Genomic DNA, 22,152 nt, shown 5'->3' with positions numbered 1-22,152 from the left:
TGCCCGCATGACCACGCCCCAGACGCCGCGCCTCGCGCCCATTCCCGCCAGCCTGCCCGACTCGGTCCCCTTCGTCGGCCCCGAAACGCTGGAGCGCCGCCGCGGCGCCCCCTTCCGGGCGCGGCTGGGGGCCAATGAGAACGGCTTCGGCCCGTCCCCCGCCGCCATGCAGGCGATGCGCGGGGCCGCCGCCGAAGTCTGGAAATACGGCGATCCGACCAGCCACGACCTGCGCGCGGCGCTGGCCCGGCACCACGGCGTCACGCCCGGGCATATCGTCGTGGGCGAGGGGATCGACGGGCTTCTGGGCCTGACCGCGCGCCTGTTCGTGGGGCCGGGCGACACGGTCGTCACCTCGGCGGGCGGCTATCCGACCTTTGATTTCCACGTCACCGGCTTCGGCGGGGTGCTGGACCGCGTGCCCTACAAGGACGACCGGCAGGACCCGGACGCGCTGGTGGACCGCGCGCGAGAGACGGGCGCGAAGCTCGTCTATCTCTGCAACCCCGACAACCCGATGGGCGGCTGGCACGAGCCCGAGGTGATCGAGTCCGCCATCTCCCGCCTGCCCGACGGCACGATCATGGTGCTGGACGAGGCTTACGGCGAGTTCGCCCCGGCGCTGCCGCAGATCGACCCGGACGATCCCCGCGTGATTCGTTTCCGCACCTTCTCCAAGGCGCATGCGATGGCCGGTGCCCGGATCGGCTATGCCTTGGGCGCGGTCCCGGTGATCCGGGCGTTCGACCGGGTGCGCAACCATTTCGGCGTGAACAGCGTCGCGCAGGCGGGCGCGCTTGCGGCGTTGCAGGACGAGGCATGGCTTGCCCGGACCCTCGCCCAGGTCGCCTCGGCCCGGCGGCGCATCGCCGCCATCGCCGAGGATAACGGCCTCGCCGCGCTCCCCTCCGCCACGAACTTCGTGGCCATCGACTGCGGCGGCGGCGGGGATTTCGCCCGCGCCGTTCTGGCCGGGCTCGCGGAGCGGGGCGTCTTCGTGCGGATGCCGTGGACCCCGCCGCAGGACCGCTGCATCCGGGTCAGCTGCGGCCCGGACGACCAGCTCGACGCCCTCGCCGAGGCGCTGCCGGGCGCACTCGCCGCCGCGCGGGCCTGACGCCCTTCATCTTCTGTCCCGAAATATCCCGCGGGGTCCGGGGGCGCGCAGCCCCCGGCTTTCGTCCCCCCGGCTTTCGTCAATGCCCGCCGGCCTGCGAAAACCCGTTGATGACCACCACCCCGCCGATGATGAGCGCGATCCCGATCACGGCGGGCAGGTCCGGCACCTGCCGGAACACGACGATGCCGATCCCGACCGTCAGCACGATCCCCAGCCCGCTCCACAGCGCATAGGCGACGCCCAGCGGCATGAATTTCAGCGCCTGCGACAGGAAATAGAACGACGCCAGGTAGCACAGCGCCATGACCACCGTCGGCACCAGCTTGGTGAACTGCTGCGACAGCATCAGGAACGAGGTGCCGATCACCTCGAAGACGATCGCGATGATCAGCACGGTGTAGGCCATTGCGGCGTCAGATCAGCCCGGCATGGGCCAGCGCGGCGTCGATCCTGTCGCGCGTGGCGGCGGTCAGCGGCGTCAGCGGCAGGCGCACGCGCTCGTTGCACATCCCCAGCCGCGACAGCGCGTATTTCGCCCCGACGAGCCCAGGCTCGATGAAGATCGCGATATGCAGCGGCATCAGCAGGTCCTGGATCCGCAGCGCCTCGGCATAGTCGCCGCGCAGGCACGCCTCCTGCAGCTGGGCGCTCAGCTTGGGGGCGACGTTGCCGGTGACCGTGATGCAGCCGACGCCGCCTTGCGCGTTGAAGCCGTGGGCGGTCGCGTCCTCGCCCGAGATCTGGATGAAGTCCGGCCCGCAGCAGAGCCGCTGCATGCAGACCCGCTCCAGCTTGCCGGTGGCGTCCTTGACGCCGACGATGCGGGGCAGCTTCGCAAGTTCGCCCATCGTTTCCGGCATCATGTCCACGACCGAGCGGCCGGGGATGTTGTAGATGATGATCGGGATGTCGGTGGCGTCGTGCACGGCGGTGAAATGCGCAACCAGCCCGGCCTGCGTCGGCTTGTTGTAATAGGGCGTGACGACCAGCGCGGCGTCGGCCCCGGCCTCCTGCGCGTGGCGGGTCAGGCCGATCGCCTCGCGGGTGGAGTTCGAGCCCGCCCCGGCGATCACCGGAATGCGGCCGGCGGCAAGCCGCACGACCTCTTCGGTGACGCGGCGGTGCTCCTCATGGGTGAGGGTCGGGGACTCGCCGGTGGTGCCGACCGGCACCAACCCGCGGCTGCCTTCTGCGACATGCCATTCGACCAGCTTTTCCAGCGTGGGCAGGTCAAGCTCTCCCTCTTCGGTGAAGGGGGTGACGAGCGCGGGCATCGAGCCTCGGAACATGGGAACATCCTGACTGTCGGTCATCGGGTGGCCATACAACCGGTCCGCCGCGTTGCCAAGGATGTGAGTTGCCGTATCGGGGCCGCGCCCTCACATTGCCGGCATGATCCGACCGACCCGCATCCGACCGATCAGAGCCGGGCTGGCCGCGCTTGCCGTCGCCGCCGCACTGCCGCTCGCCCGTCCGGCGCTGGCCGAGGACGGCGCGGCGCTTTCCCGCGCCTGGGCGGCCGCCGGGGCGAGGGACTGGACGGCGGCGCAGCAGGCGGCCGCGCAGTCGGGGCCGATCGCGGCCGATCTCGTGCAGTGGCAGAAGCTGCGGACGGGGCAGGGCACATGGCCCGAGTTCCGCGACTTCGCCGCCCGCAACCCGGATTGGCCCAGTATGGACCTGATCCACCGGCATGGCGATGCGCGGTTGCGGCCCGGCCTGCCGGCGGGCGAGACGCTGGCATGGTTCGGCGAGCGGCGCCCGACGACGCTTTCCGCCGAACTGGCGCTGCTGGCGGCGCTGGAGACGACCGGCCCGAAGGCTGCCGAGGCCGAGGCGATCCGCTTCTGGACCGAAACCCCGCTTTCGCGCGGCGAGCTTGCCGCCTTCCTCGCCCCCCGCGCGGACCTGCTGGCGCGCCATCACGCGGCGCGGACGGCCCGGCTGCTGGATCAGGGCGAATGGGCAGCGGCCGAGCTGATGGTCATGCCCTCGGTCGCCGCGCCGCCCTCGCGCCCGCCGCAGCGGACCGGCGAGCCGGCTGCTGCGATGATCGAACCCGCGCCCACGCCCGCGTTGGTGACGGGGCCGGAGGCCGATCTCGCCCGCGCCCGCATCGCCCTGCAGGCGGAGCAGAGCGGGGTGGATAACCTCATCACCGCGCTTCCCCCCGAGCAGCGCGGCGATGCGGGACTTGCGATGGACCGCTTCCTCTGGCGGGTGAAGGCCAAGCAGACCGATCTTGCCCGCGAGCTGCTGCTGGAGCGTTCGACCTCGGCCGAGGCCCTGCGCGATCCGGTCCGCTGGGCGACGTTCCGCGTCGATCACGCCCGCGCGGCGCTGCGGGCAGGCGACTGGGCGCTGGCCGAACGGCTGGCCGCCAATCATTTCCTGCCGCCGGAGCGCGCGCAGTATTCCGACCTCGAATGGCTCGCGGGCTACGCCGCGCTGCGGGCGGGCGCGACCGACCGGGCGCTGGGGCTTTTCCAGCATCTGGAAACGGTGGTCGGCAGCCCGATCTCGGTGGCCCGCGCGCTCTACTGGCAGGGCCGGGCGATGGAAGCGGCGGGCGACGAGGCAGGCTCCACCGCCGCCTACCGCCAAGCTGCGCGGCATCAGTCGGCGTGGTATGGGCAGCTTGCGGCGGAACGGCTGGGTCTGCCGATGGACCCGCAGCTTGCGTTGCAGGGCCCGGCGGTGGACAGCCTGCCCGACTGGCGCGGCGCGCCGATGCGCGAGGCGGACGTCTGGCAGGCGGCGCTGTGGCTCGTCTCGGCGGGCGATCCGGCGACGGCGCAGCGGTTCCTGCTGCATCTGGCCCAGACCGCCCCGGCCGAGGACATCGCCCGCATGTCGCGGCTGATGATGGAACTCCGCCGCCCGTGGGACGCGCTGCGCCTCGCCAAGCAGGCGGCCGGAAAGGGCGGTATCTTCCCAGCTGCCTACTATCCGCTGACCGGGCTGGAGAACGGTGAGCTTGGTCTGCCGCCCGAGCTGGTTCTGGCCATCGCCCGGCAGGAAAGCGAGTTCAACCACACCGTCAGCAGCCATGTCGGGGCGCGGGGCCTCATGCAGGTGATGCCCGGCACCGCCCGCGACATGGCCCGCAAGATCGGCGAGCCGTTCGACCTGCCGCGGCTGACGACGGACGCGGCCTATAACGCCCGGCTGGGGGCGGCCTATCTGCAGGGGCTGCGGGACCGCTTTGGCCCCTCCATCGCGCTGGTCGCGGCGGGCTACAACGCCGGGCCGGGGCGCTCGACGCGCTGGCTGCGCGAGTTCGGCGACCTGCGCGTCGCGGGCGGGACCGATCCTGTGGACTGGGTTGAGATGATCCCCTTCGACGAGACCCGCAACTACGTCATGCGGGTGGGCGAGGCGCTGCCGATCTATCGCGCCCGCATCTCGGGCAAAGCGGTGCCGCTGATGCCCACATGGGATTTACAGGGCGGCGGGATCATCCCGGTTCCGCTGGTCTCGCCGCTGCTGCTGGCGACCTCGGCCCGTCCCCCCGCCCGGCCGCTGCGCGAGGCGAAGGCGGCGACGCTCGGCTGGCCCGACGCGGCCCGCCCCGATCTGCGGGTGGCGCTGGAAGGGGCGGAGCCTGCGATGACCACCTCGGAAGTTGCGGATGCGGCGGCCGCGCCCGCGCTCAGCCTGCTTCCCGCGACCGGCGCTGCGCCCGCCACCAGGTGATCAGCCCGGCGGCCACGATGATCGCCCCGCCGATCAGCACGTTGGGGGCGATCCGCTCGCCGAACACCAGCACCCCCAGCACGCTGACCCACAGAAGCTGGGTATAGGCGAAGGGTTGCAGGCTGGAGGCGTCGGCGAGTTCATAGGCGCGGATCAGCAGGAAATGCCCGGCGACGGCGGTCACGCACAGCGCCCCCATCCACGGCCAGTCCCGCGCCGCCATCGGGGTGATGTCGGCAAGCCCGAAGACCGAGATCCCCACCGCCCCCGCGATGCCGGTCCAGAAGAAGCTGACCGGCGCCGGATCATCGCGCGACACCAGCCGCGTCATGATCCCGTAAAGCGCGAACATCAGCGAGCCGACCAGCGGCAGGACCGCCCAGGGGCTCAGCACCCCGCTGCCCGGCTGCAGGATGACGAGGATGCCGGCGAACCCCGCCGCGACGGCGGCCCAGCGGCGCCAGCCGACCCGCTCGCCCAGCAGCGGTCCCGACAGCGCGACCACCAGCAGCGGATAGGCCGTGAACAGCGCGTGCGTTCCGATCAGGCCCAGCTTCACGAACGAGAACTGCATGACCACGATCTCGGCCACCAGCAGCAGGCCGCGCGCGATCTGCATCACCGGGCGGCGCGTGCGGGCGGCGGCGCGGATGCCCCCGGCCCCGCGGGCGCTGATCGCGAGGACGAAGGCCGCGAAGAACCAGTAGCGCAGCATGACGACGAAATAGGGCGAGTAGTTGGCGCTCAGATGGCGCGAGAGCGCGTCCTGCACGCCGAAGATGAAGCTGACCGCGCACATCAGCCCGATGGCCAGCATCTGCCGGTCGGCGCGGGCGGGCTGCGGATCGGTGGTGACGCCCGCCGCCGGGGTCAGCGGCGAGGACGCGGCCAGCGCCGCCGGCCCCGCCAGCATCTCGGCCGGGGCGGGGGCGGTGACGGCGTCGGACGCGCCGGAAGGCACGGAGGAATCGGAAGTCATGGCTCACCGGCTGGCTTCACCCGCAGGTCTGCCGGAGCCGGGGCGAAGTCAAGCCCGCGCGGCGAGGCCCCCATAAGGGGGCGCCCCGGTCAGGTCTCGCGGATCAGCCTCGCAAAGCCGTCGAAGAGCTGCGCGTTGGCGGCGATCAGCGCGCCCGAATCCACCGCCGACTGCGCTGGGTCGATCGCCTCGACGAAGCCGCCCGCCTCCTTCACCAGCAGGATGCCGGCGGCGATGTCCCACGGCTTGATGCCGCGTTCCCAGTAGCCGTCGAAGCGGCCCGCCGCGACATAGGCCATGTCCAGCGCCGCCGAGCCCCAGCGCCGCACGCCCGCCGTCTGCGGCATCAGCCGGGCGAGGTCGCGCAGGGTGGCGGGCAGATCGCGCGCGCCGCCGAAGGGAACGCCGGTCGCGAAGATCGATTCGATCATCGTGCGCCGGCCCGACACGCGCAGGCGCGTATCGTTCAGGAACGCGCCGTCGCCCTTTTCGGCGCTGAACAGCTCGTCCTTGGCGGGGTCGAAGATGACGGCGGCGACGATCTCGCGCTTGTGCTCCAGCGCGATGCTGACCGCCCAGTGGGGCAGGCCGTGCAGGAAGTTCGTGGTCCCATCCAGCGGATCGACCAGCCAGCGCCGGGTCGGGTCCTCGCCCGCCTCACTGCCGGTTTCCTCGCCGACCCAGCCATAGGTCGGGCGGGCGCCGCGCAGCTCTTCCTTGATGATGCGCTCGGCCTCGTGGTCGGCGCGGCTGACGAAGTCGCCCGCGCCCTTGACCGAGACCTGCAGGTTCTCGACCTCGCGGAAGTCCTTGACGAGGCTGCGGCCCGCCTTGCGCGCGGCCTTGATCATGATGTTGAGATTGGCGCTGGCCATGAACGGTCCTTTCGGTTGCCCGCCGAAATAGGCGAGGCGGCGGCGAAAGGAAAGCGCATCGCCTTTGGCGCGCGTTCCCGCAAGTCGCCTAAAATGCACGATATTGTCATGTTGCGCAAAAGGGGATTCGGGCGCAACCTGTAGATGTCAGAGGTCGCGACGAAGGTTGGTGGTCTGCATTCGTCGCAAAAGGTTGCCCGGAACGGTTTCAGGCCCGTTCCGGGCAGCCGAAAATACCGGATCGGGAGGGCTCAGCCGGCGATCGGCTGCCGCTTGTCATTGTCGGGCCTTATCGCGGCAAGGATCGCCACCGCGCCGGCAAGGACGATGGCGTCCTCGATCAGCCCGGTGGGCGTCTGGCCATGATCCTCCATCGCCGTCACCCGCGCGGACCAGCCGGGATACGAGGCGAGAACCGCCGTCACCCCGCCGAGCGCCGCGCCCTGCCAGAACCGCCCGCGCGGCGCCAGCGCGCCGCTGGCAAACCCCGCCATGATGAGCCGCGCGGCAAGCCCCAGCGGCACGATCCGGTCCGGGGCGCTCGGCAGCTTGTCGCCGGCAAGTTCGGCCAGCGCCAAGGCCACGGCGCCCGTTGCCACGGCAGGCTCGCGCAGGAACTTCGGCGCGGCGCAGCCTCGCGGCAGATCGCCCCGCGCGGCGGCGACCGAAACGGCCGCGATCGGCGTCATGGATCGCTGGCCGCCGACAAGGCCCATGAGGAATGAGGCGAGCATGGCGTTCTCCCGGATGGTTCCGGGCTCAACGCCGGCACGGGGGCACGTGGTTCCGGGGATTTGGGGAACGGGGATGACGGCTTCTCCGATGCGGTTCGCAGCGAAGGCTTGCGTCGCCTCTGCTTCGGTGTCGCGGCGAGGAACGATGGAGTCCGGCAGACCCGTGCCTTACCGCGCCGCCTTCGCCAGCCGCAGCATGTCGGCCATGAACGGTAGTTCCCGGTCCTTCTCGCGCATCGCCGCATAGAGCCGCCGAGTCACCGGCGGATCGCCCAGCGGCATCGAGATCAGGTCGGGCCGGTTCGCCTCACGCTCCACCACCCAATCGGGCAGCACGGCGACCCCGCGGCCCGAGGCGACCAGCAGCAGCGCCACGTCGGTCAACTCGATCTCTCGCGTGCCGGCGGGGGTGACGCCGGCGGGATCGAGGAAATGGCTGAACACGTCCAGCCGCGCGCGATCCATCGGATAGGTGATGAGCGTTTCCGGCTTCAGATCCTCGGGCACCGCGTGGCTGCGGCCCGCAAGACGATGACCCGAGGGGACCACCAGCAGCGGGCGGTAATCGAACAGCGGCTCAAAGATTAGGCCCGGCAGATCCTCGGGGTCGGAGGAAATGACGAGGTCGGCCTCTCCCTTCACCAGCGCGGGCAGGGCGGTGAAGGCGAGGCCGGCGCGGATGTCGATGTCGATCTGCGGCCAATCCTGCCGGAACTCGTCCAGCGCCGGCAGCAGCCAGTTGAAGCAGGCGTGGCACTCGATGGCGATATGCATCCGCCCGCCCTTCGTCGCGCCGGGACCGCGGAACTCGGCCTCGACCGCCTCGACCTGCGGCAGCACGGCCTGCGCCAGACGCAGCAGCCGCTGTCCTGCGGGCGACAGGCGCAGGGGCCGCGTCTGGCGCAGGAACAGCGGCACGCCCGCCTGCTCCTCCAGTCCGCGGATCTGGTGGGAGAGGGCCGATTGCGTGATGTTCAGCACCTCGGCGGCGCGGCCCAGGCCGCCTTTTTCGTGGATGGCGCGGATCGTCCGCAGATGGCGCAGTTCAAGGTGCATGAATCAGGTTCAAGATGAAGTTGTGGAATATGAATTTGTCTCACGCCATGCCGCGTGGCACAAGGGCGGGGTGAAAAGGATACCTCCCATGACCCGTGTGCCTGCCGTCAGCTTCGAATTCTTCCCGCCCAAGTCGCTCGACCAGTCGTTCCGGCTGTGGGAAACCGCGCGGGCCCTCGCCCCTCTGCGGCCGGATTTCGTGTCCGTGACTTACGGCGCGGGCGGCACGACGCGGCAGCTGACGCACGAGGCGGTGGTGGCGCTGTCGAACCATTACGGGCTGAACGTCGCCGCGCATCTGACCTGCGTGGACGCGACGCGCGAGGAGACGATGCAGATCGTCGATGAATACGCGAAAGCGGGCGTGCGAGAGATCGTGGCGCTGCGCGGCGACGCCCCGCAAGGGCAACAGGTCTTCACGCCGCATCCGCAGGGCTTTGCCGATTCGGCCCAGCTGATCGAGGCCATCGCCGCGCGGAGCGACTTCACCATCCGCTGCGGCGCCTATCCCGAGCCGCACCCCGATAGCCCCGGCACGGCGGCGGATGTGGCGTGGCTCAAGCGCAAGGTGGATGCGGGGGCGTCGTCGGCGATCACGCAGTTCTTCTTCGACGCCGAGACGTTCTTCCGCTTCCGCGACCAATGCGCGGCGGCGGGGATTGAGGCGCCGATCATCCCCGGCATCCTGCCGATCCAGTCATGGGCTGGCGCGAAGCGCTTTGCCGCCCGCTGCGGGACCTCGGTGCCCGGATGGGCCGAGGACGCCTTCGTCGCCGCCGGTCCCGAAGGCGAGCGGGCACTGGCCGCCGATCTGGCCGCCGATCTCTGCGGACGGCTGATCGACGGCGGGGTGGAGCGGCTGCATTTCTACACGCTGAACCGGCCGGAACTGGTGGCCGAGGTCTGCGGACGGATCGGCGTGACGGCGGACCCGGCGCGCGCGGTGGCGTGACGATCAGGATGAGGCACGGACTCGGCCTGCGCTAATGATGACCATGCGTTGGCGTCAGGCCCCCGGTCCGCCCAAGCGGACCGGGACGCGCCCGCCCGCCCCTTGGCGGGCGCGTCCCTCTGTCGTGCTGGCGTCAAAGCTCCGCCCGGAAACGGGCTCGTGGCCCGTTTCCTTCAGCGGAGAGGTCGCGGCGGGCTCACCGCCCCGCCCTTACTCCAGCGACAGCGCCGTCACCTGCCGCATCTCGCCGAAGCCGTTGAAGCGGGTGTTGGTCACGACCGAATAGGCCCCGGCGCCATGGAAGATGACGTAGTCGCCTTCCTGAACGTCGTCGGGCAGCGAGATCTCGCCCGGCAGGCGGTCCACCGAATCGCAGGTCGGGCCGAAGATCGTGCGGCCGTGATCGCTGCCGGTGCGGGGCTTGCCTTCGGGCGTCAGCACGTCCAGCCGGTCGAGATTGCCGATGATCGGCAGTTCGGTCAGCCCGCCATAGACGCCGTCGTTCAGGAACACCGCCTGACCGTCGCGCACCGCCTTGACGCGGGTGATGAGCGAGAAGGCGTCGGCGCAGATGCCGCGCCCCGGTTCGCAGACCAGCGCCGGGGCGTTCTCGCCGAAGGTCGCGGCGGTCGTCCGCTCGATCAGGTCGAAGATCGACTGCACGTCCGGCTCGACCCCGTGGACCCGCCACGAGGGGAAGCCGCCGCCCACGTTCAGTCGCCTGGGGCGCACACCCGCCATGTCGCAGATCTCGCCGGCGGTCACGATATAGGTCTCCCACGCGCCGGGATCGGTGCACTGCGTGCCGGGGTGGAAGGTCAGCGAGGGGATGTAGCCGCGCTCGGCCACCTTGCGCAGCATCTCCGCCGCGATTTCCGGCGAGGCGCCGAACTTCGAGCCGAAGTCATAGGCCGCGCCCAGCACCGGCAGCTTGAACCGGGGCGAGATCTCGCACTCCGTCGCGGGCACCTGCTCGAACAGCTTGTCGAGTTCGGAATGGCTGTCCACCGACCATGCCTTGATGCCGGCGGTGACCGCATGGGCGATCTCGGCCCGCGAGCGGACGGGGTTGTGATAGTGCCGCGCGGCCATCGGAGCGAGGCGACCGATCAGGTCGATCTCGAACGGCGAGGCGACGTCGAAGCCCTTGATCCCTGCGGTCACGAGGTTCTGGATCACCGCTTCGTCGGGGTTGGACTTGACGGCATAGGTCACCAGCCCCGGAAACCCGGCGAGGAACTGCTTTGCCCGCTCCTGCAGCACGGTCGGTGCGAAGACCATGACCGGGTTCTCCGGCGTCAGACTGCGGATGATCTCGGCGGGGTTTTCCCAGACGGTCTTGGCCTGATGGCCTTCGGTCAGTCCCATGCGTGTGCTCCTTCCGGATAGATAGGGCCGGGCTTGCTGCCGGATCGGGGTGAGGGGGGCTGCGTGGTCGAGCTTAACGCAGGATCGCGCATATGCGGTCCGTTTTCAGCGATGGAAAGGGTGGATTCGCGCCCCGGTGCCGTTATTGTGCCCGTATCCTCGGCAGAATGACGAAACATGGACGAACTGGATCGCAGCATCATCGCGCAGCTGGCGCAGGACGCGCGCATGTCGGTCGCGGTGCTCGCGCGGCGGTTGAAGGTCGCCCGCTCCACCGTGCAGGCCCGGCTGGAGCGGCTGGAGACGACCGGCGCCATCGCCGGCTACACGCTGCGGCTGGGCGAGGGCGCGCGAGTGAACCGCATCCGGGCCACCTGCCTGCTGACGATCGAGCCGCGCGCCCAGCCCGGCATCACCGCCCGGCTGAAGGCGATCCCGGCGGTCGAGCGGGTCCACACGACCTCGGGCCGGGTGGACCTGCTGCTGCAACTCGGCTGCACCTCGACGGCCGAGCTTGACGACGTGCTGGACGTGATCGGCAACCTGACGGGGGTGAAGTCGTCGGAGAGCCTGATTCACCTGTCCACGAAGTTCGACCGGGCGGTCTAGGTGGATATGACAAGCGACCCCGCCTTTCTCGGCCCGTTCGGTTTACGGCGAGGCTGTTCAGCGTAGCACGTAGCCGTTTTCGGTGATGCATTCGACTTGGCTTGCAGGGGGCAGCACTCTGCCGGCAACCGCTCTTTTCGATTGCTCGGACGTGCAACGCTGAAAGCTAATGACCTGCACTCCGAAATGAGCGAGGCACTGGTTCTTCACCCTTTTCCTCAGATCGAGGTTCAGGTCGGTCGTTTGGGTGTGTCCGCCAGATCTATGACTGCCGTAATCGTTGCAGAATGTCTGGTTGCCGATCTGGTTGCAGATTATGTTGGGCGGCGTGACGTGAACCGGTGTCGTCGTGGTGGAAATCGCCTGAGGAACCTGCTGCAATGCGTGGACATCGCACTGCGTGTTCGCCGCATCGACCTGCGCGTAAGATACCCCGTCCCTCCAAGGCAGATTGACCGTTGACGGACCGCAACTGGACAGGGCGAGCATCGCTGCGATGCCGCCGAAGAATTTACTGGATTGCACGCCTTTATCTCCTCACGATAGCTCACGCATATTGCACGGTGAGTTTTTGTCGCAAGGTGGAAAGGGTTTAATTGGTTAACGGGCGTTTGCCTGTTGCAGAAAAATCATTGCGTTGTCCGACCGGCGATAACGCCCGCTCGGCTTCGCCCGCGAACGCCCGCTCCAGCGCGTCCAGATCCAGCTTGACCATCCCCATCATCGCCAGCGCGGCCCGGCCCGCGGCCTCGCGGTCCTCGCTCTGCATCATCTCGGCGAGGCGCTTCGGGGTGATCTGCCAGGCGACGCCGTAGCGGTCGCGCAGCCAGCCGCATTGCTCGGCCTGCCCGCCCTCCAGCAGGGCGTCCCAGATGCGGTCGATCTCGGCCTGCGAATCGCATTCGACCATCAGCGAGATGGCGTGGTTGAACGGGTCCAGCTTCCCGGCGGTGAAGGCGGACATGGGCCGCCCGGCCAGCGTGAACGCGACGATCACCACGCTGCCGGGCGGGCCGGAGGGGGTTTCGATCGGCATCGTGGTCACGCTGTCGATCCGGCTGTCGGGGATGACCGAAGCGTAGAAGCGGGCGGCTTCCTCGGCGTGCTCGGTATACCAGAGATGCGGGACGAGTCGGGTCATGTGTCTGCTCCTTCGGTTGGGCGGCGGAGGTGGAACAGGTCCACGAAGTCCTGCCCGCGACCGGGATCGCCGGTGAAACGGATCAGCCCGCTGGCGGCGCTTTCCGCCAGCGGGCGGGGGCCGTAGATCGCCGAAGCCATGTCGTTCGGCAGGCCGGCGAAGATCATCTCGCCTTCGGGCGAATCGGTGCGGCGGGTGCTGAGCCCCTGCACCGTTGCGGTCTGGGCGAAGCTCTCGCCGTCCATGTCGAACCCGGCGGTGAAATCGCCGCCCGGCAGGACCGTCGCCTGCATCGACAGCATCAGCGCCGTGGGGCTGATCGGCAGGGTGTGATCGTGGCCGGGGCTCGCCGCGCCCCAGCGGCAAAGCTCGCGCAGCACCGGCCCCAGCGCCAGACCGTGCGGCGTCAGCTCATAGGCAGGCTCGGGGTGGGTGCGGCGGGAAAGGACGCCCGCCGCTTCGAGCTGTTCCAGCCGCGTCGTCAGGATGTTGCTGGCGATGCCCGGCAACCGGGCGCGGATCGCGCCGAAGCGCCTGGGGCCCAGCATCAGCTCGCGCACGACCAGCAGCGCCCAGCGGTCGCCGATCAGGTCCAGCGCATGCGCCGCGATGCAGCCCTCGCCATAGGATTTGCGGTTTTTCGCCAAGTCGGGACCTCCTCCCGCCAGCATAGGATTTTTCAGTTGCTTTTTGCAACTGCCTGTATCAGCGTGACTCGCATCACGGACGTTTCCTTTGCACCCGAAGCTGCACCGAAAGGACGAACCATGACGTATTTCACCGGATCAGTGACTCCTGTGCCCGCCGGCAGCCGGCAGGCTTACCTAGACTTCTCGCGCAAGGCCTGGCCGCATTTTCAGAAGCGCGGCGCGAGCCGGATGGTCGAGACATGGAGCGACGAGATCCAGCCCGGCAAGCAGACCGACTTCCTGCGCGCCGTGGCGGCGAAGGACGGCGAGGCGGTGGCCTTCGCCTGGATCGAATGGCCCGACAGGGCGACCGCCGACGCCGCCTGGGCCGAGATGATGAACGATCCTCAGATGGGCGCCGACATGGGCGAGATGCCCTTCGACGGCAAGCGCATGATCTTCGGCGGGTTTCAGTCGCTCGTCACCGATGGCAGCGACAGGGGCGGCGGCTATTACCAGGGTTTTCTGACCCCGGTGCCCGAAGGCAACAAGGATGCGTTCGAGACGCTTGCCCATGCGGCATGGGAGGAGATGTTCAAGCCCTATGGTTGCCTTGGAAATTATGAAAGCTGGGGTGCCGACGTGCCGCGCGGCACGCAGACCGACATGTATCGCGCGGTGGACGCCAAGGATGGCGAGGTCGTCGTGATGTCCTGGGGCTGCTGGCCCGACCGCGCCACCTGCGAGGAGGCGGGCCGCAGGATGGAGGCGGCGATGGAAGGCAAGCCGATGCCCGACATGCCCTTCGACGGCAAGCGGATGATCTGGGCGGGGTTCGAGACGCTGTTCGACAGCGACCGTGACGGCAGCCGGGGCTGACGGGACCGCCATGCCGTTCACGCGCTGCCCGTCGTTTCAGGGCCAGGCCGCCGAGGTAATGATGGACTTCGCGCTAACGTTCTTCGCTGCGGGCTACGGCATGTGCTGCGACCGCTTCGGCGCCCACAGGATGGTCAGCGTCGGCTGACCGGCGCGAGGGGAGGGAGGGATGAGCTATCACGGCAGGCCCTGCTGGTTCGAGCTGGGCACAAGCGATCCGGACGCGGCGGCGGCCTTCTACGAGGCGCTGCTCGGCTGGGCGGTGGGCGAGAACGTCATGCCGCCGCCGGGGGAATACCGGCTGGCGCAGATCGGCGGTGACATGGTCGCGGGTCTGATGCCGCTGTCCTTGCAACCCGAAGGCACGCCGCCGAACTGGACGCCCTATATCTGCGTCGATGATGCGGACGCGGCCGCCCGACTGGCCTCGGATCGGGGCGGCAGGGTGCTGCAACAGCCGCACGACATTCCCGGCACGGGGCGCTTCGCGATCCTCGCCGATCCACAGGGCGCGGTGTTCGCCATCCTCCAGCCCGCGCCGATGGAGGTTGAACCCGGCCCCGATCAGGGCGCCTGGGCGCCGATGAAGCCGGGCCGCGGCTGCTGGCTGGAGCTGATGACCACCGACATGGAGGCGGGCTTCGCCTTCTACGCGGCGCTGTTCGGCTGGACCGGGGGCGAGCGGATGAGCATGGGCGAGGCGGGCGATTACCAGCTTTTCGAGCGGAAGGGCGAGGCGCTCGGCGGGATGATGGGCCTCGGCGACGCGCCGGCGCCGGTGTGGCTCAGCTATTTCGGCGTGGAGGGTCCGATGACGCAGGTGGTGGAGCGGATCGCCGCGCTTGAGGGCCGGGTCCATATGGGCCCGGTCGAGGTGCCGGGGCCGGCCTATGTCTGCGTGGCGCAGGATCCGCAGGGCGCGTGGTTCGCGCTGGCGAGCGAAACGCGCTGACGGGGCTGCCGGATCGGGGGCTTCGCGCCCCCGAACCCCGCGGGATACTTGAACGAAGAAGAAAGGGCTGGGCGATGACCCTGACGCTTTACGGCCATCCGCTGTCATCCTTCACCCACAAGGTGCTGGTGGCGATGTATGAGCTGGGGCTCGATTTCGACTTCCGGCTGGTCGATCTCGGCCAGCCGGAGGAGCGGGCGCTGATGGGCCGCCTGTCGCCGATGGGCAAGATGCCCGCCCTGCGCGACGATCAGGCAGCGCTGTCGGTGGCCGAGACCTCGGTCATCATCGAGTATCTGGATCGGGGGCACGTGCTGATCCCCCAAGGGGCGGCGGGGCGCGAGGTTCGGATCTGGGACCGGATCTTCGACATGCATGTGCAGGGGGCCATGCAGCCCATCGTGGATGCGCGGCTGTTCATGGACAAGGCCGCCGAGCCGGGGGTGACGGCCCACAGCCGCGCGGCGCTGGACCGCGCCTATGCCGACATCGAGCGGCAGCTGACCCCGCATGAAAGCGAACGGCCCGCGGGCGAGGGCTGGATCGCGGGCCGCTTCAGCCTTGCCGATTGCGCGGCGCTGCCGGCGCTGTTCTATGCGGGCATCCTGCATCCCTTTGCGGATCACCCGCATCTGTCCGCCTATTTCGAGCGGTTGATCGCCCGCCCTTCCGCCGCCCGTGTGCTCGACGAGGCGAAGCCGTGGCTGCATATGTTCCCGTTCCACGATCTCGTCCCGGCGCGGTTCCGGTGAGGGGGCGGGAATGTGCACCGCAACGATGGCCCCGTCTCGTCAGCGCGGCCATCCTGTGACAGGATCGCCGCATGGAAAGCCCGGCGCCGCCAGTCATCGGAACGCTCGAATCGGCGCTCTATGCCGAGGATCTGGATGCCGCCGAGGCGTTCTGGTCCGGCGTCATCGGCCTGCGGGTCTTCCAGAAGGTGCCGGGGCGGCACGTCTTCTTCCGCGTGGTCGAGGGGCAGCCCGCGCAGGTCCTGCTGGTCTTCAACCCCGCCGCCACCCGCAAGCCGCCCGCCCCGGGCGCCCGCCTGCCGGTGCCGCCGCACGGGGCCGAGGGGCAGGGGCATTACTGCCTTGCCGTGGCCCCCGACCGGCTGGATCTCTGGCGCGCCCATCTGGAAGGCGCGGGCATTGCCATCGAGGCGGATTTCCTGTGGCCGAGCGGCCGCCGCTCGATCTATTTCCGCGATCCGGCGGGCAACTCCATCGAGCTGGCCGACCCCGCGATCTGGGACTGAGCCGGCCCGCATCCACGACTGCCGTTCATCATCCATCGCCGCATCGCGGCCGACCGGGGGAGACGTGAGACGATGCTGACGATCACCACCTATGATTGGGTGCCCGACATGCCGCGCGGCTATGTCCGCGACCTGCGCGCCCGCTGGGCCTGCGAGGAGGCGGGGCTGGATTACCGCATCGACACGGTGCCGTTGCATCCGAAATCGCCGGGGCATTTTGCGGTGCAGCCCTTCGGCCAGGTGCCGATCCTGCGCGACGGCGAGCTGACGCTGTTCGAAAGCGGCGCCATCGTGCTGCATCTGGCCGAAAGATCCCCCGCGCTGATGCCCGCGGGGGCCCGGCCCGAGGTGACGCAATGGGTCATCGCCGCGCTGAACTCGGTCGAGACGTGGATCTTCCCGTGGCTGCTGGCGAAGTTCTTCGAGAAGGACGAGGCGGCGGCGCAAAAGGCCAGCCGGATGATGAACCTGCGGCTGGGCCAGCTGAACGAGGTGCTGGCGGGGCGCGAGTGGCTGGCGGCGGGGCGCTTCACCGCCGCCGACATCATCATGGCGGATGTGCTTCGCCTTCTGGCCGATGCGGAGGCGCTGGCCGACTGCCCGGCGCTCGCCGCCTATGTGGAACGGGCGACCGCGCGGCCCGCCTTCCGCAAGGCCCATGCCGACCAGATCGCGCATTTCGCCGCGTCGAAGCCGCCGCCGGGCATGGCGTCAGCGGAAGCGCCGCCGCGCGATGCTGACCGCAGGGAGGCCGCCGCTGACGGGCGACCACCGGAAAGTCCCCCGGATCATGCAGCCCGGAGATATCCTTCCCCTTCCAGCGGGTCCGGCCCGTAGCGGTTGGGGCCTGTCTCGCCCTTCATCACGAACCAGACCAGCAGGAGGATCGCCCCGATTACGGTCAGAAGGAGCAGCATCCACCAGCCGCTGCGGCCCGTGTCATGCAGCCTGCGCGCACCGACGGCGAGGCTCGGCAGAAGGACCGCGAGCGAATAGAGGTTGGCCAGAAGCTGCTCTCCCTCGATCGTCGTCGGCGCGAATGCGATCAGAAGCGCGAAGGGGACGACGAATCCGGCGATCATGTTGAACAGGGTGAACCACCAATATTCCGCCCGGGCGCGCGACCCGAAAAATCGGCGTATTTCGAAAAACTGCTTTTCACTGCCTCGATCATGTTCATGTGCATCTCCGCTGTTGTGCATCGCGCCGACCTTGGCACGGAAAAGCTAAGAAACGGTTCACCCGTGCCAGCGTCAGCGCCCCTTGGCCCCTCGTCCGTCCGCCGCTAAACGGGGGGCAAGCCAAGGGGATACGCAGATGAGCATGGACAAGACCTTCGACGCGAGCGCCGCCGAGGCCCGCATCCGCGCCGCGTGGGAACGCACGGGCGCCTTCGCCGCCGGGGCCAACGCCAGGCCGGGCGCGCCCGGCTTCTCGATGGTCATTCCGCCGCCGAACGTCACCGGCAGCCTGCATATCGGCCACGCGCTCAACAACACGCTGCAGGACATCCTCGCCCGCTGGCACCGGATGCGCGGCTTCGACGTGCTGTGGCAGCCGGGGCAGGACCATGCCGGCATCGCCACCCAGATGGTGGTGGAACGCCAGATGGCCGAGCGGGGCGAGCCGGGCCGCCGCGAGATCGGGCGCGAGGCGTTCGTCGAGAAGGTCTGGGGCTGGAAGCAGGAATCCGGCGGCACCATCATGGGGCAGCTCCAGCGCCTCGGCGCCAGCCTCGACTGGTCGCGCAACGCCTTCACCATGTCCGGCGCGCCGGGTGCCCCGGAGGGCGAGGAGGGCAACTTCCACGACGCCGTGCTGCGCGTCTTCGTGGACATGCACGACAAGGGCCTGATCTATCGCGGCAAGCGGCTGGTGAACTGGGACCCGCGCTTCGAGACCGCGATTTCGGACCTCGAGGTCGAGAACCGCGAGGTTCACGGCCAGATGTGGCACTTCAAATATCCGCTCGCGGGCGGCGAGACCTACGAATACGTGGAGCGGGACGCGGACGGCAACGTGACCCTGCGCGAGACGCGGGATTACATCTCCATCGCCACCACCCGGCCGGAAACCATGCTGGGCGACGGCGCGGTGGCGGTCCACCCGGATGATGCGCGTTATGCCCCGATCGTCGGCAAGCTGTGCGAGATCCCGGTCGGCCCGAAGGAGCATCGCCGGCTGATCCCGATCATCACCGATGAATACCCTGATCCCGATTTCGGCTCGGGCGCGGTGAAGATCACCGGGGCGCATGACTTCAACGACTACGGGGTCGCGATCCGCAACAACATCCCGCTCTATGCGCTGATGGACGGGCAGGCGCGGATGCGCGAGGACGGGCTGCCTTACGCCGAATCCGCCGCCATTGCAGCGCGCGCGGCGATGGGAATCGATGTGGGCGATGCGTCCACGATCAACCTCGTCCCCGAGGACCTGCGCGGGCTCGACCGCTACGAGGCGCGGGAACGGGTGGTCGCGTCCATCAACGCCGAGGGGCTGGCCGTCACCGACGCCGAGGGCGAACCCTTCGTCGAGAACCGCAAGATCATGCAGCCCTTCGGCGACCGCTCGGGCGTGGTGATCGAGCCGATGCTGACTGACCAGTGGTTCGTGGACACCGCCCGGATCGTGCAGCCCGCAATCGACGCGGTGCGCAGCGGCCGGACCCGGATCATGCCCGAGCAGCACGAGAAGGTGTATTTCCACTGGCTGGAGAACATTGAGCCGTGGACGATCAGCCGCCAGCTCTGGTGGGGGCACCAGATCCCGGTGTGGTATGGGCTGGATCTGGAGGCCGCGACCTACCACGACGACGAGGGCGACGGCCGGATCGACCCGGTGGAGATGTTCCGCCTGCTGAACGAGGATCGCTTGGTCCGCCCCGGCGCGATCCACCGCGCGGCGGCCAGCTTCGATGAAGTGCGGGCGAAGTTCCTGGATGAGACCGCCGCGCAGCCCGCGCCGCTGGGCTTTGCTTCGGTGATCGAGGTGGCCGACCGCGACGCCGCGGTCCACGCCTTCGCGGCAGGGCTTGCCGAATACGAGACGACCAACGATCCCACCCGCATCGTTTATCCCGTCTGGCGCGACCCGGACGTGCTGGATACATGGTTTTCCTCGGGTCTCTGGCCCATCGGCACGCTCGGCTGGCCCGAGGACACGGCGGAACTGCGCCGCTACTTCCCGACCGACGTGCTGGTGACGGGCTTCGACATCATCTTCTTCTGGGTCGCCCGGATGATGATGATGCAGCTTGCCGTGGTGGATGACGTGCCGTTCCGCAACGTCTATGTCCACGGGCTCGTGCGCGACGAGAAGGGCGCGAAGATGTCGAAGTCGAAAGGCAACGTCATCGACCCGCTGGACCTGATCGATGCCTATGGCGCGGACCCCCTGCGCTTCACCCTGACCAGCATGGCGGCGATGGGGCGCGACCCGAAGCTGGGCCCGAAGCATGTCGAGGCGAACCGCAACTTCGTCACCAAGATCTGGAACGCGACCCGCTTCGCCGAGATGAACGGCGTGTTCGCCGCGCCCGCCGGCCAGCCCGATCCGCAGCACACCGTCAACCGCTGGATCATGGGCGAGGTCGCCCGCGCCCGGCTCTCGGTGGACGAGGCGCTGGGGGCTTATCGCTTCAACGAGGCGGCGAACGTCCTTTACGCCTTCGTCTGGGGCAAGGTCTGCGACTGGTATGTGGAGTTCGCGAAACCCCTGTTCGACGGCGAACATGCCGACGAGACCCGGCAGACGATGCGCTGGGTCATCGAGCAGTCGGTGACGTTGCTGCACCCGATCATGCCCTTCGTGACCGAGGAGATCTGGGCGCTGACCGGCGAGCGCGCAAAGATGCTCGTCCACGGCGACTGGCCGGAATACGGGGCGGAGCTGATCGATGCGGATGCCGACCGGCAGATGAACTGGGTGATCGGGCTGATCGAGGCGGTCCGCTCCGCCCGCGCGCAGATGGGCGTGCCGGCCGGTGCGAAGCTCGACCTGATCGTGACCGAGGCGGATGCTGCGGCCCGCGCCGCGCTGGCCGCGAACGGCCCGCTGATCCAGCGGCTGGCGCGGGTGAACCCGCCCTCGGATGGGGCGGCGGGGCGCGGGATGATCGCGGTGGCGGCGGCGGGCGCGTCCTTCGCGCTGCCGATCGGCGACGTGATCGACGCCTCAGCGGAAACCGCCCGGCTGGAAAAGGCGCTGACGCGCAGCGAAAAGGACGGGCAGGGCCTGCGCGCCCGGCTGGACAACCCGCGCTTCGTGGAAAACGCGGGGGCCGAGGTGATCGAGGAGACGCGGGCAAAGCTGGCCGAACTCGACGAGGACATCACCCGCACCCGCGCCGCGCTGGAACAGCTGAGAAGCATGTGAGGCACTGGCCGACGGCGGCTTCCTGCCGCCCGAGGTCTCGCTCGCCAGGGACATCGAGGCGAAGCGGGCGGTGCTCGCCCAGATCGAGGACGAGGGTGAGCGGACGCGCCTCCAGACGCAGATCGCCATGCTGGAACTCAAGCGCGCCATGTCGCGGGACGCGCGGGCGCGGCTGACTTGGGGTGCTGTTCCGTGGTGCGGGGAGCTGCGGCGCCCGCGCAGTTCGGCGGCAGCGCAATGGGCGGGGCGGCAGCGCGCGGGCCACGGGGAGCAACGCGCTGCGGCATCACCCGAGATTTCCCCCCGGTCCGCCCAAAGCGGACCGGGACGCGCCCGCCCGCCCCTTGGCGGGCGCGTTCGCGCCCACCCGTGCGGGCGCGTCCCTCTGTCGTGCTGACTCTACCGGACGGCAAGGAAACGGGCTCGTGGCCCGTTTCCTTGCCGTCCGGTAGAGGCTCATCGGGATAGCTTCAAGCACCCGCCCCGGTCACGCCAGCCGGAACCCCTCGGGAATCCGGTCCTCGCCCGTCAGCACCAGATCGGCCATCATTGCCCCCACCACGGGGGCCATGCCGAAGCCGATCTTGAAGCCGCCATTCACCACGAAATGGCCCGGCCGCCCTGGCCATTTCCCCAGCAGCGGCGCCCGGCTGACGGCGCGGGGCCGCACCCCGGCCCAGCGGTCCACCACCGGCGCATCCTTCAGCGCGGGGCAGAGGGCGCGGGCGCGCTCGATCAGCGCTTCCAGTTGCGCGTCGGTCGCCTGCGGGTCCGTGAACTCGCGCTCGGAGGTCGAGCCGACGGCCACCGTCCCGTCGGCATGGGGCACCACATGCAGCCCCTCGGCAAAGACCTGCGGGGCATCCGGGGCGGCATGGGCCAGCAGCGCCGACTGGCCCTTGACGCCGCCGCCCATCTCGCGCCCCAAGTCGGCGGAAAGCGCCGCCAGACCTTCGGCACCGGTCGCCCAGACCGCCGGGCCCTCCACACGCTCGGGCGTCTGCGGCCCCGCATCCTCCTGAACCTCGCCGCCCGCGGCCCGGATCGCCGCCGCCAGCGCCGCCCCGGCGCGGCGGGGCGAAAGCCGGGCGGTCAGGTTGTCGGTCAGGTAAAGCCCGCTCGGGCTGTCGCAGCCGAGGCCGCGGGGCGCGTCGGTCAGCGCCATACGGAACGGCGCGGGCCAGTTGCACGCCGCTGCGGCCACGCGCGCCTCTGCCTGCGCGGGGTCCGCCACCGGCTGCACGCGGCCGGTCCGCGCATAGCCCGGATCGACACCCCCCGAAGCGGCCACCTCGGCCCACCAGCCCTCGGCCGCGACCAGCGCCTCAAGCTGCATCTGCTTCTTCGCATTCCAGTTCTCGGGCGCGTGGGGGGCCAGCGCGCCGACCGTCCCGCCGCTGGACCCCGCGCCGATCCGCCGCGCCTCGATCACCCGGACCCGCGCGCCGCGCCGGGTCAGTTCCCACGCGCAGGACAAGCCGAAGATGCCCGCCCCGATCACCGTCACCGCTCTTGCCACCGCGCCCG

At 69.5% G+C, this 22,152-nt stretch carries 23 protein-coding genes; 11 read left to right on the top strand and 12 right to left on the bottom strand.

Features of this window, described 5'->3' with window-relative positions; genetic code table 11:
• Positions 1–7 precede the first annotated feature (7 nt).
• Complete coding sequence (locus tag KTN05_RS08515) at positions 8–1,117, top strand: pyridoxal phosphate-dependent aminotransferase (RefSeq protein WP_217328953.1); 1,110 nt, start codon at positions 8–10, stop codon at positions 1,115–1,117.
• Between the two features lie 79 nt (positions 1,118–1,196).
• On the opposite strand, the gene KTN05_RS08510 is transcribed toward KTN05_RS08515, so the two are convergent.
• Together KTN05_RS08510 and dapA are read right to left on the bottom strand one after the other, a co-directional pair.
• Positions 1,197–1,526 carry a multidrug efflux SMR transporter gene (locus tag KTN05_RS08510; protein WP_217328952.1) on the bottom strand — a complete coding sequence of 110 codons (330 nt, stop codon included), beginning with the start codon at positions 1,524–1,526 and terminating at the stop codon, positions 1,197–1,199.
• A 7-nt stretch (positions 1,527–1,533) separates the two neighbouring features.
• A complete protein-coding gene (gene dapA, locus KTN05_RS08505) occupies positions 1,534–2,409 on the bottom strand; it encodes a 4-hydroxy-tetrahydrodipicolinate synthase (protein WP_217328951.1) in 876 nt (291 codons plus the stop codon).
• 103 nt (positions 2,410–2,512) lie between these two features.
• Between dapA and KTN05_RS08500 the strand changes: the two genes are divergently transcribed.
• The gene (locus KTN05_RS08500; RefSeq protein WP_217328950.1) at positions 2,513–4,816 is read left to right on the top strand and encodes a lytic transglycosylase domain-containing protein; all 2,304 of its coding nucleotides are present in this window, start codon (positions 2,513–2,515) and stop codon (positions 4,814–4,816) included.
• Here the strand turns inward: KTN05_RS08500 and KTN05_RS08495 are convergent.
• From KTN05_RS08495 to KTN05_RS08480, 4 genes are all read right to left on the bottom strand, one after another.
• Positions 4,773–5,633: a DMT family transporter gene (locus KTN05_RS08495; protein WP_217328986.1), complete on the bottom strand. Its 861-nt coding sequence runs from the start codon at positions 5,631–5,633 to the stop codon at positions 4,773–4,775. The two genes, KTN05_RS08500 and KTN05_RS08495, sit on opposite strands and share 44 nt — an antisense overlap.
• 251 nt (positions 5,634–5,884) lie before the next feature.
• Positions 5,885–6,670 (bottom strand): inositol monophosphatase family protein, encoded by a 786-nt coding sequence (locus tag KTN05_RS08490; RefSeq protein WP_217328949.1) that lies wholly within the window; start codon positions 6,668–6,670, stop codon positions 5,885–5,887.
• Between the two features lie 251 nt (positions 6,671–6,921).
• On the bottom strand, positions 6,922–7,359 hold the full coding sequence (locus KTN05_RS08485; RefSeq protein WP_217328948.1) for a hypothetical protein: 438 nt from the start codon (positions 7,357–7,359) through the stop codon (positions 6,922–6,924).
• 213 nt (positions 7,360–7,572) lie between these two features.
• Positions 7,573–8,460 carry a LysR family transcriptional regulator gene (locus KTN05_RS08480; RefSeq protein WP_217328947.1) on the bottom strand — a complete coding sequence of 296 codons (888 nt, stop codon included), beginning with the start codon at positions 8,458–8,460 and terminating at the stop codon, positions 7,573–7,575.
• 88 nt (positions 8,461–8,548) lie between these two features.
• Between KTN05_RS08480 and metF the strand changes: the two genes are divergently transcribed.
• Complete coding sequence (gene metF / locus KTN05_RS08475; protein WP_217328946.1) at positions 8,549–9,412, top strand: methylenetetrahydrofolate reductase [NAD(P)H]; 864 nt, start codon at positions 8,549–8,551, stop codon at positions 9,410–9,412.
• 210 nt (positions 9,413–9,622) lie between these two features.
• On the opposite strand, the gene KTN05_RS08470 is transcribed toward metF, so the two are convergent.
• On the bottom strand, positions 9,623–10,780 hold the full coding sequence (locus KTN05_RS08470; protein WP_217328945.1) for a type III PLP-dependent enzyme: 1,158 nt from the start codon (positions 10,778–10,780) through the stop codon (positions 9,623–9,625).
• A gap of 177 nt (positions 10,781–10,957) precedes the next feature.
• Here KTN05_RS08470 and KTN05_RS08465 point away from each other — a divergent pair, with 177 nt between their 5' ends.
• The gene (locus KTN05_RS08465; RefSeq protein WP_217328944.1) at positions 10,958–11,389 is read left to right on the top strand and encodes an Lrp/AsnC family transcriptional regulator; all 432 of its coding nucleotides are present in this window, start codon (positions 10,958–10,960) and stop codon (positions 11,387–11,389) included.
• Between the two features lie 57 nt (positions 11,390–11,446).
• Here the strand turns inward: KTN05_RS08465 and KTN05_RS08460 are convergent, their stop codons facing one another.
• From KTN05_RS08460 to KTN05_RS08450, 3 genes are all read right to left on the bottom strand, one after another.
• The gene (locus KTN05_RS08460) at positions 11,447–11,914 is read right to left on the bottom strand and encodes a hypothetical protein (RefSeq protein ID WP_217328943.1); all 468 of its coding nucleotides are present in this window, start codon (positions 11,912–11,914) and stop codon (positions 11,447–11,449) included.
• A 67-nt stretch (positions 11,915–11,981) separates the two neighbouring features.
• Complete coding sequence (locus KTN05_RS08455; protein ID WP_217328942.1) at positions 11,982–12,530, bottom strand: VOC family protein; 549 nt, start codon at positions 12,528–12,530, stop codon at positions 11,982–11,984.
• On the bottom strand, positions 12,527–13,177 hold the full coding sequence (locus KTN05_RS08450; RefSeq protein WP_217328941.1) for a helix-turn-helix domain-containing protein: 651 nt from the start codon (positions 13,175–13,177) through the stop codon (positions 12,527–12,529). The genes KTN05_RS08455 and KTN05_RS08450 overlap by 4 nt, the downstream gene beginning before the upstream one ends.
• A 120-nt stretch (positions 13,178–13,297) precedes the next feature.
• On the opposite strand from KTN05_RS08450, the gene KTN05_RS08445 reads away from it, so the two are divergent.
• The 6 genes from KTN05_RS08445 (at position 13,298) to KTN05_RS08420 (ending at position 17,085) form a co-directional block, all read left to right on the top strand.
• Positions 13,298–14,038: a DUF1428 domain-containing protein gene (locus tag KTN05_RS08445; RefSeq protein ID WP_217328940.1), complete on the top strand. Its 741-nt coding sequence runs from the start codon at positions 13,298–13,300 to the stop codon at positions 14,036–14,038.
• Between the two features lie 10 nt (positions 14,039–14,048).
• Positions 14,049–14,186, top strand: a complete 138-nt coding sequence (locus KTN05_RS08440) for a hypothetical protein (RefSeq protein WP_217328939.1) — start codon at positions 14,049–14,051, stop codon at positions 14,184–14,186.
• A 21-nt stretch (positions 14,187–14,207) separates the two neighbouring features.
• Entirely contained in the window at positions 14,208–14,990 is a 783-nt protein-coding gene (locus KTN05_RS08435; RefSeq protein ID WP_217328938.1) for a VOC family protein, read from the top strand.
• 74 nt (positions 14,991–15,064) lie between these two features.
• Positions 15,065–15,742: a glutathione S-transferase family protein gene (locus tag KTN05_RS08430; RefSeq protein WP_217328937.1), complete on the top strand. Its 678-nt coding sequence runs from the start codon at positions 15,065–15,067 to the stop codon at positions 15,740–15,742.
• 71 nt (positions 15,743–15,813) lie between these two features.
• Positions 15,814–16,248, top strand: coding sequence for a VOC family protein (locus tag KTN05_RS08425; RefSeq protein ID WP_217328936.1), 435 nt, complete (start codon positions 15,814–15,816; stop codon positions 16,246–16,248).
• A gap of 72 nt (positions 16,249–16,320) precedes the next feature.
• Positions 16,321–17,085 (top strand): glutathione S-transferase family protein, encoded by a 765-nt coding sequence (locus tag KTN05_RS08420; RefSeq protein ID WP_217328935.1) that lies wholly within the window; start codon positions 16,321–16,323, stop codon positions 17,083–17,085.
• Here the strand turns inward: KTN05_RS08420 and KTN05_RS08415 are convergent.
• Positions 17,037–17,450 (bottom strand): DUF805 domain-containing protein, encoded by a 414-nt coding sequence (locus KTN05_RS08415; protein WP_254368076.1) that lies wholly within the window; start codon positions 17,448–17,450, stop codon positions 17,037–17,039. The two genes, KTN05_RS08420 and KTN05_RS08415, sit on opposite strands and share 49 nt — an antisense overlap.
• Positions 17,451–17,565: 115 nt before the next feature.
• On the opposite strand from KTN05_RS08415, the gene KTN05_RS08410 reads away from it, so the two are divergent.
• Positions 17,566–20,625 (top strand): valine--tRNA ligase, encoded by a 3,060-nt coding sequence (locus KTN05_RS08410; RefSeq protein ID WP_217328934.1) that lies wholly within the window; start codon positions 17,566–17,568, stop codon positions 20,623–20,625.
• 487 nt (positions 20,626–21,112) lie between these two features.
• On the opposite strand, the gene KTN05_RS08405 is transcribed toward KTN05_RS08410, so the two are convergent.
• Positions 21,113–22,144: an FAD-dependent oxidoreductase gene (locus KTN05_RS08405; RefSeq protein ID WP_217328933.1), complete on the bottom strand. Its 1,032-nt coding sequence runs from the start codon at positions 22,142–22,144 to the stop codon at positions 21,113–21,115.
• Between the last annotated feature and the right edge of the window lie 8 nt (positions 22,145–22,152).

It is taken from the genome of Paracoccus sp. Z118 (assembly GCF_019061185.1).
Classification (GTDB): Bacteria; Pseudomonadota; Alphaproteobacteria; order Rhodobacterales; family Rhodobacteraceae; genus Paracoccus.
The sequence above is the reverse complement of the archived record's forward strand: the minus strand, read 5'-3'. Positions and strand labels throughout refer to the sequence as shown.

What these genes read in the sequence shown, in the direction of transcription:
- KTN05_RS08515 (WP_217328953.1), top strand. Translation starts at nt 8, where the DNA reads ATGACCACGCCCCAGACGCCGCGCCTCGCGCCCATTCCCGCCAGCCTG.
- KTN05_RS08510 (WP_217328952.1), bottom strand. Translation starts at nt 1,526, where the DNA reads ATGGCCTACACCGTGCTGATCATCGCGATCGTCTTCGAGGTGATCGGC.
- dapA (WP_217328951.1), bottom strand. Translation starts at nt 2,409, where the DNA reads ATGTTCCGAGGCTCGATGCCCGCGCTCGTCACCCCCTTCACCGAAGAG.
- KTN05_RS08500 (WP_217328950.1), top strand. Translation starts at nt 2,513, where the DNA reads ATGATCCGACCGACCCGCATCCGACCGATCAGAGCCGGGCTGGCCGCG.
- KTN05_RS08495 (WP_217328986.1), bottom strand. Translation starts at nt 5,633, where the DNA reads ATGCTGGCCATCGGGCTGATGTGCGCGGTCAGCTTCATCTTCGGCGTG.
- KTN05_RS08490 (WP_217328949.1), bottom strand. Translation starts at nt 6,670, where the DNA reads ATGGCCAGCGCCAATCTCAACATCATGATCAAGGCCGCGCGCAAGGCG.
- KTN05_RS08485 (WP_217328948.1), bottom strand. Translation starts at nt 7,359, where the DNA reads ATGACGCCGATCGCGGCCGTTTCGGTCGCCGCCGCGCGGGGCGATCTG.
- KTN05_RS08480 (WP_217328947.1), bottom strand. Translation starts at nt 8,460, where the DNA reads ATGCACCTTGAACTGCGCCATCTGCGGACGATCCGCGCCATCCACGAA.
- metF (WP_217328946.1), top strand. Translation starts at nt 8,549, where the DNA reads ATGACCCGTGTGCCTGCCGTCAGCTTCGAATTCTTCCCGCCCAAGTCG.
- KTN05_RS08470 (WP_217328945.1), bottom strand. Translation starts at nt 10,780, where the DNA reads ATGGGACTGACCGAAGGCCATCAGGCCAAGACCGTCTGGGAAAACCCC.
- KTN05_RS08465 (WP_217328944.1), top strand. Translation starts at nt 10,958, where the DNA reads ATGGACGAACTGGATCGCAGCATCATCGCGCAGCTGGCGCAGGACGCG.
- KTN05_RS08455 (WP_217328942.1), bottom strand. Translation starts at nt 12,530, where the DNA reads ATGACCCGACTCGTCCCGCATCTCTGGTATACCGAGCACGCCGAGGAA.
- KTN05_RS08445 (WP_217328940.1), top strand. Translation starts at nt 13,298, where the DNA reads ATGACGTATTTCACCGGATCAGTGACTCCTGTGCCCGCCGGCAGCCGG.
- KTN05_RS08440 (WP_217328939.1), top strand. Translation starts at nt 14,049, where the DNA reads ATGCCGTTCACGCGCTGCCCGTCGTTTCAGGGCCAGGCCGCCGAGGTA.
- KTN05_RS08435 (WP_217328938.1), top strand. Translation starts at nt 14,208, where the DNA reads ATGAGCTATCACGGCAGGCCCTGCTGGTTCGAGCTGGGCACAAGCGAT.
- KTN05_RS08430 (WP_217328937.1), top strand. Translation starts at nt 15,065, where the DNA reads ATGACCCTGACGCTTTACGGCCATCCGCTGTCATCCTTCACCCACAAG.
- KTN05_RS08425 (WP_217328936.1), top strand. Translation starts at nt 15,814, where the DNA reads ATGGAAAGCCCGGCGCCGCCAGTCATCGGAACGCTCGAATCGGCGCTC.
- KTN05_RS08420 (WP_217328935.1), top strand. Translation starts at nt 16,321, where the DNA reads ATGCTGACGATCACCACCTATGATTGGGTGCCCGACATGCCGCGCGGC.
- KTN05_RS08415 (WP_254368076.1), bottom strand. Translation starts at nt 17,450, where the DNA reads ATGCACAACAGCGGAGATGCACATGAACATGATCGAGGCAGTGAAAAG.
- KTN05_RS08410 (WP_217328934.1), top strand. Translation starts at nt 17,566, where the DNA reads ATGAGCATGGACAAGACCTTCGACGCGAGCGCCGCCGAGGCCCGCATC.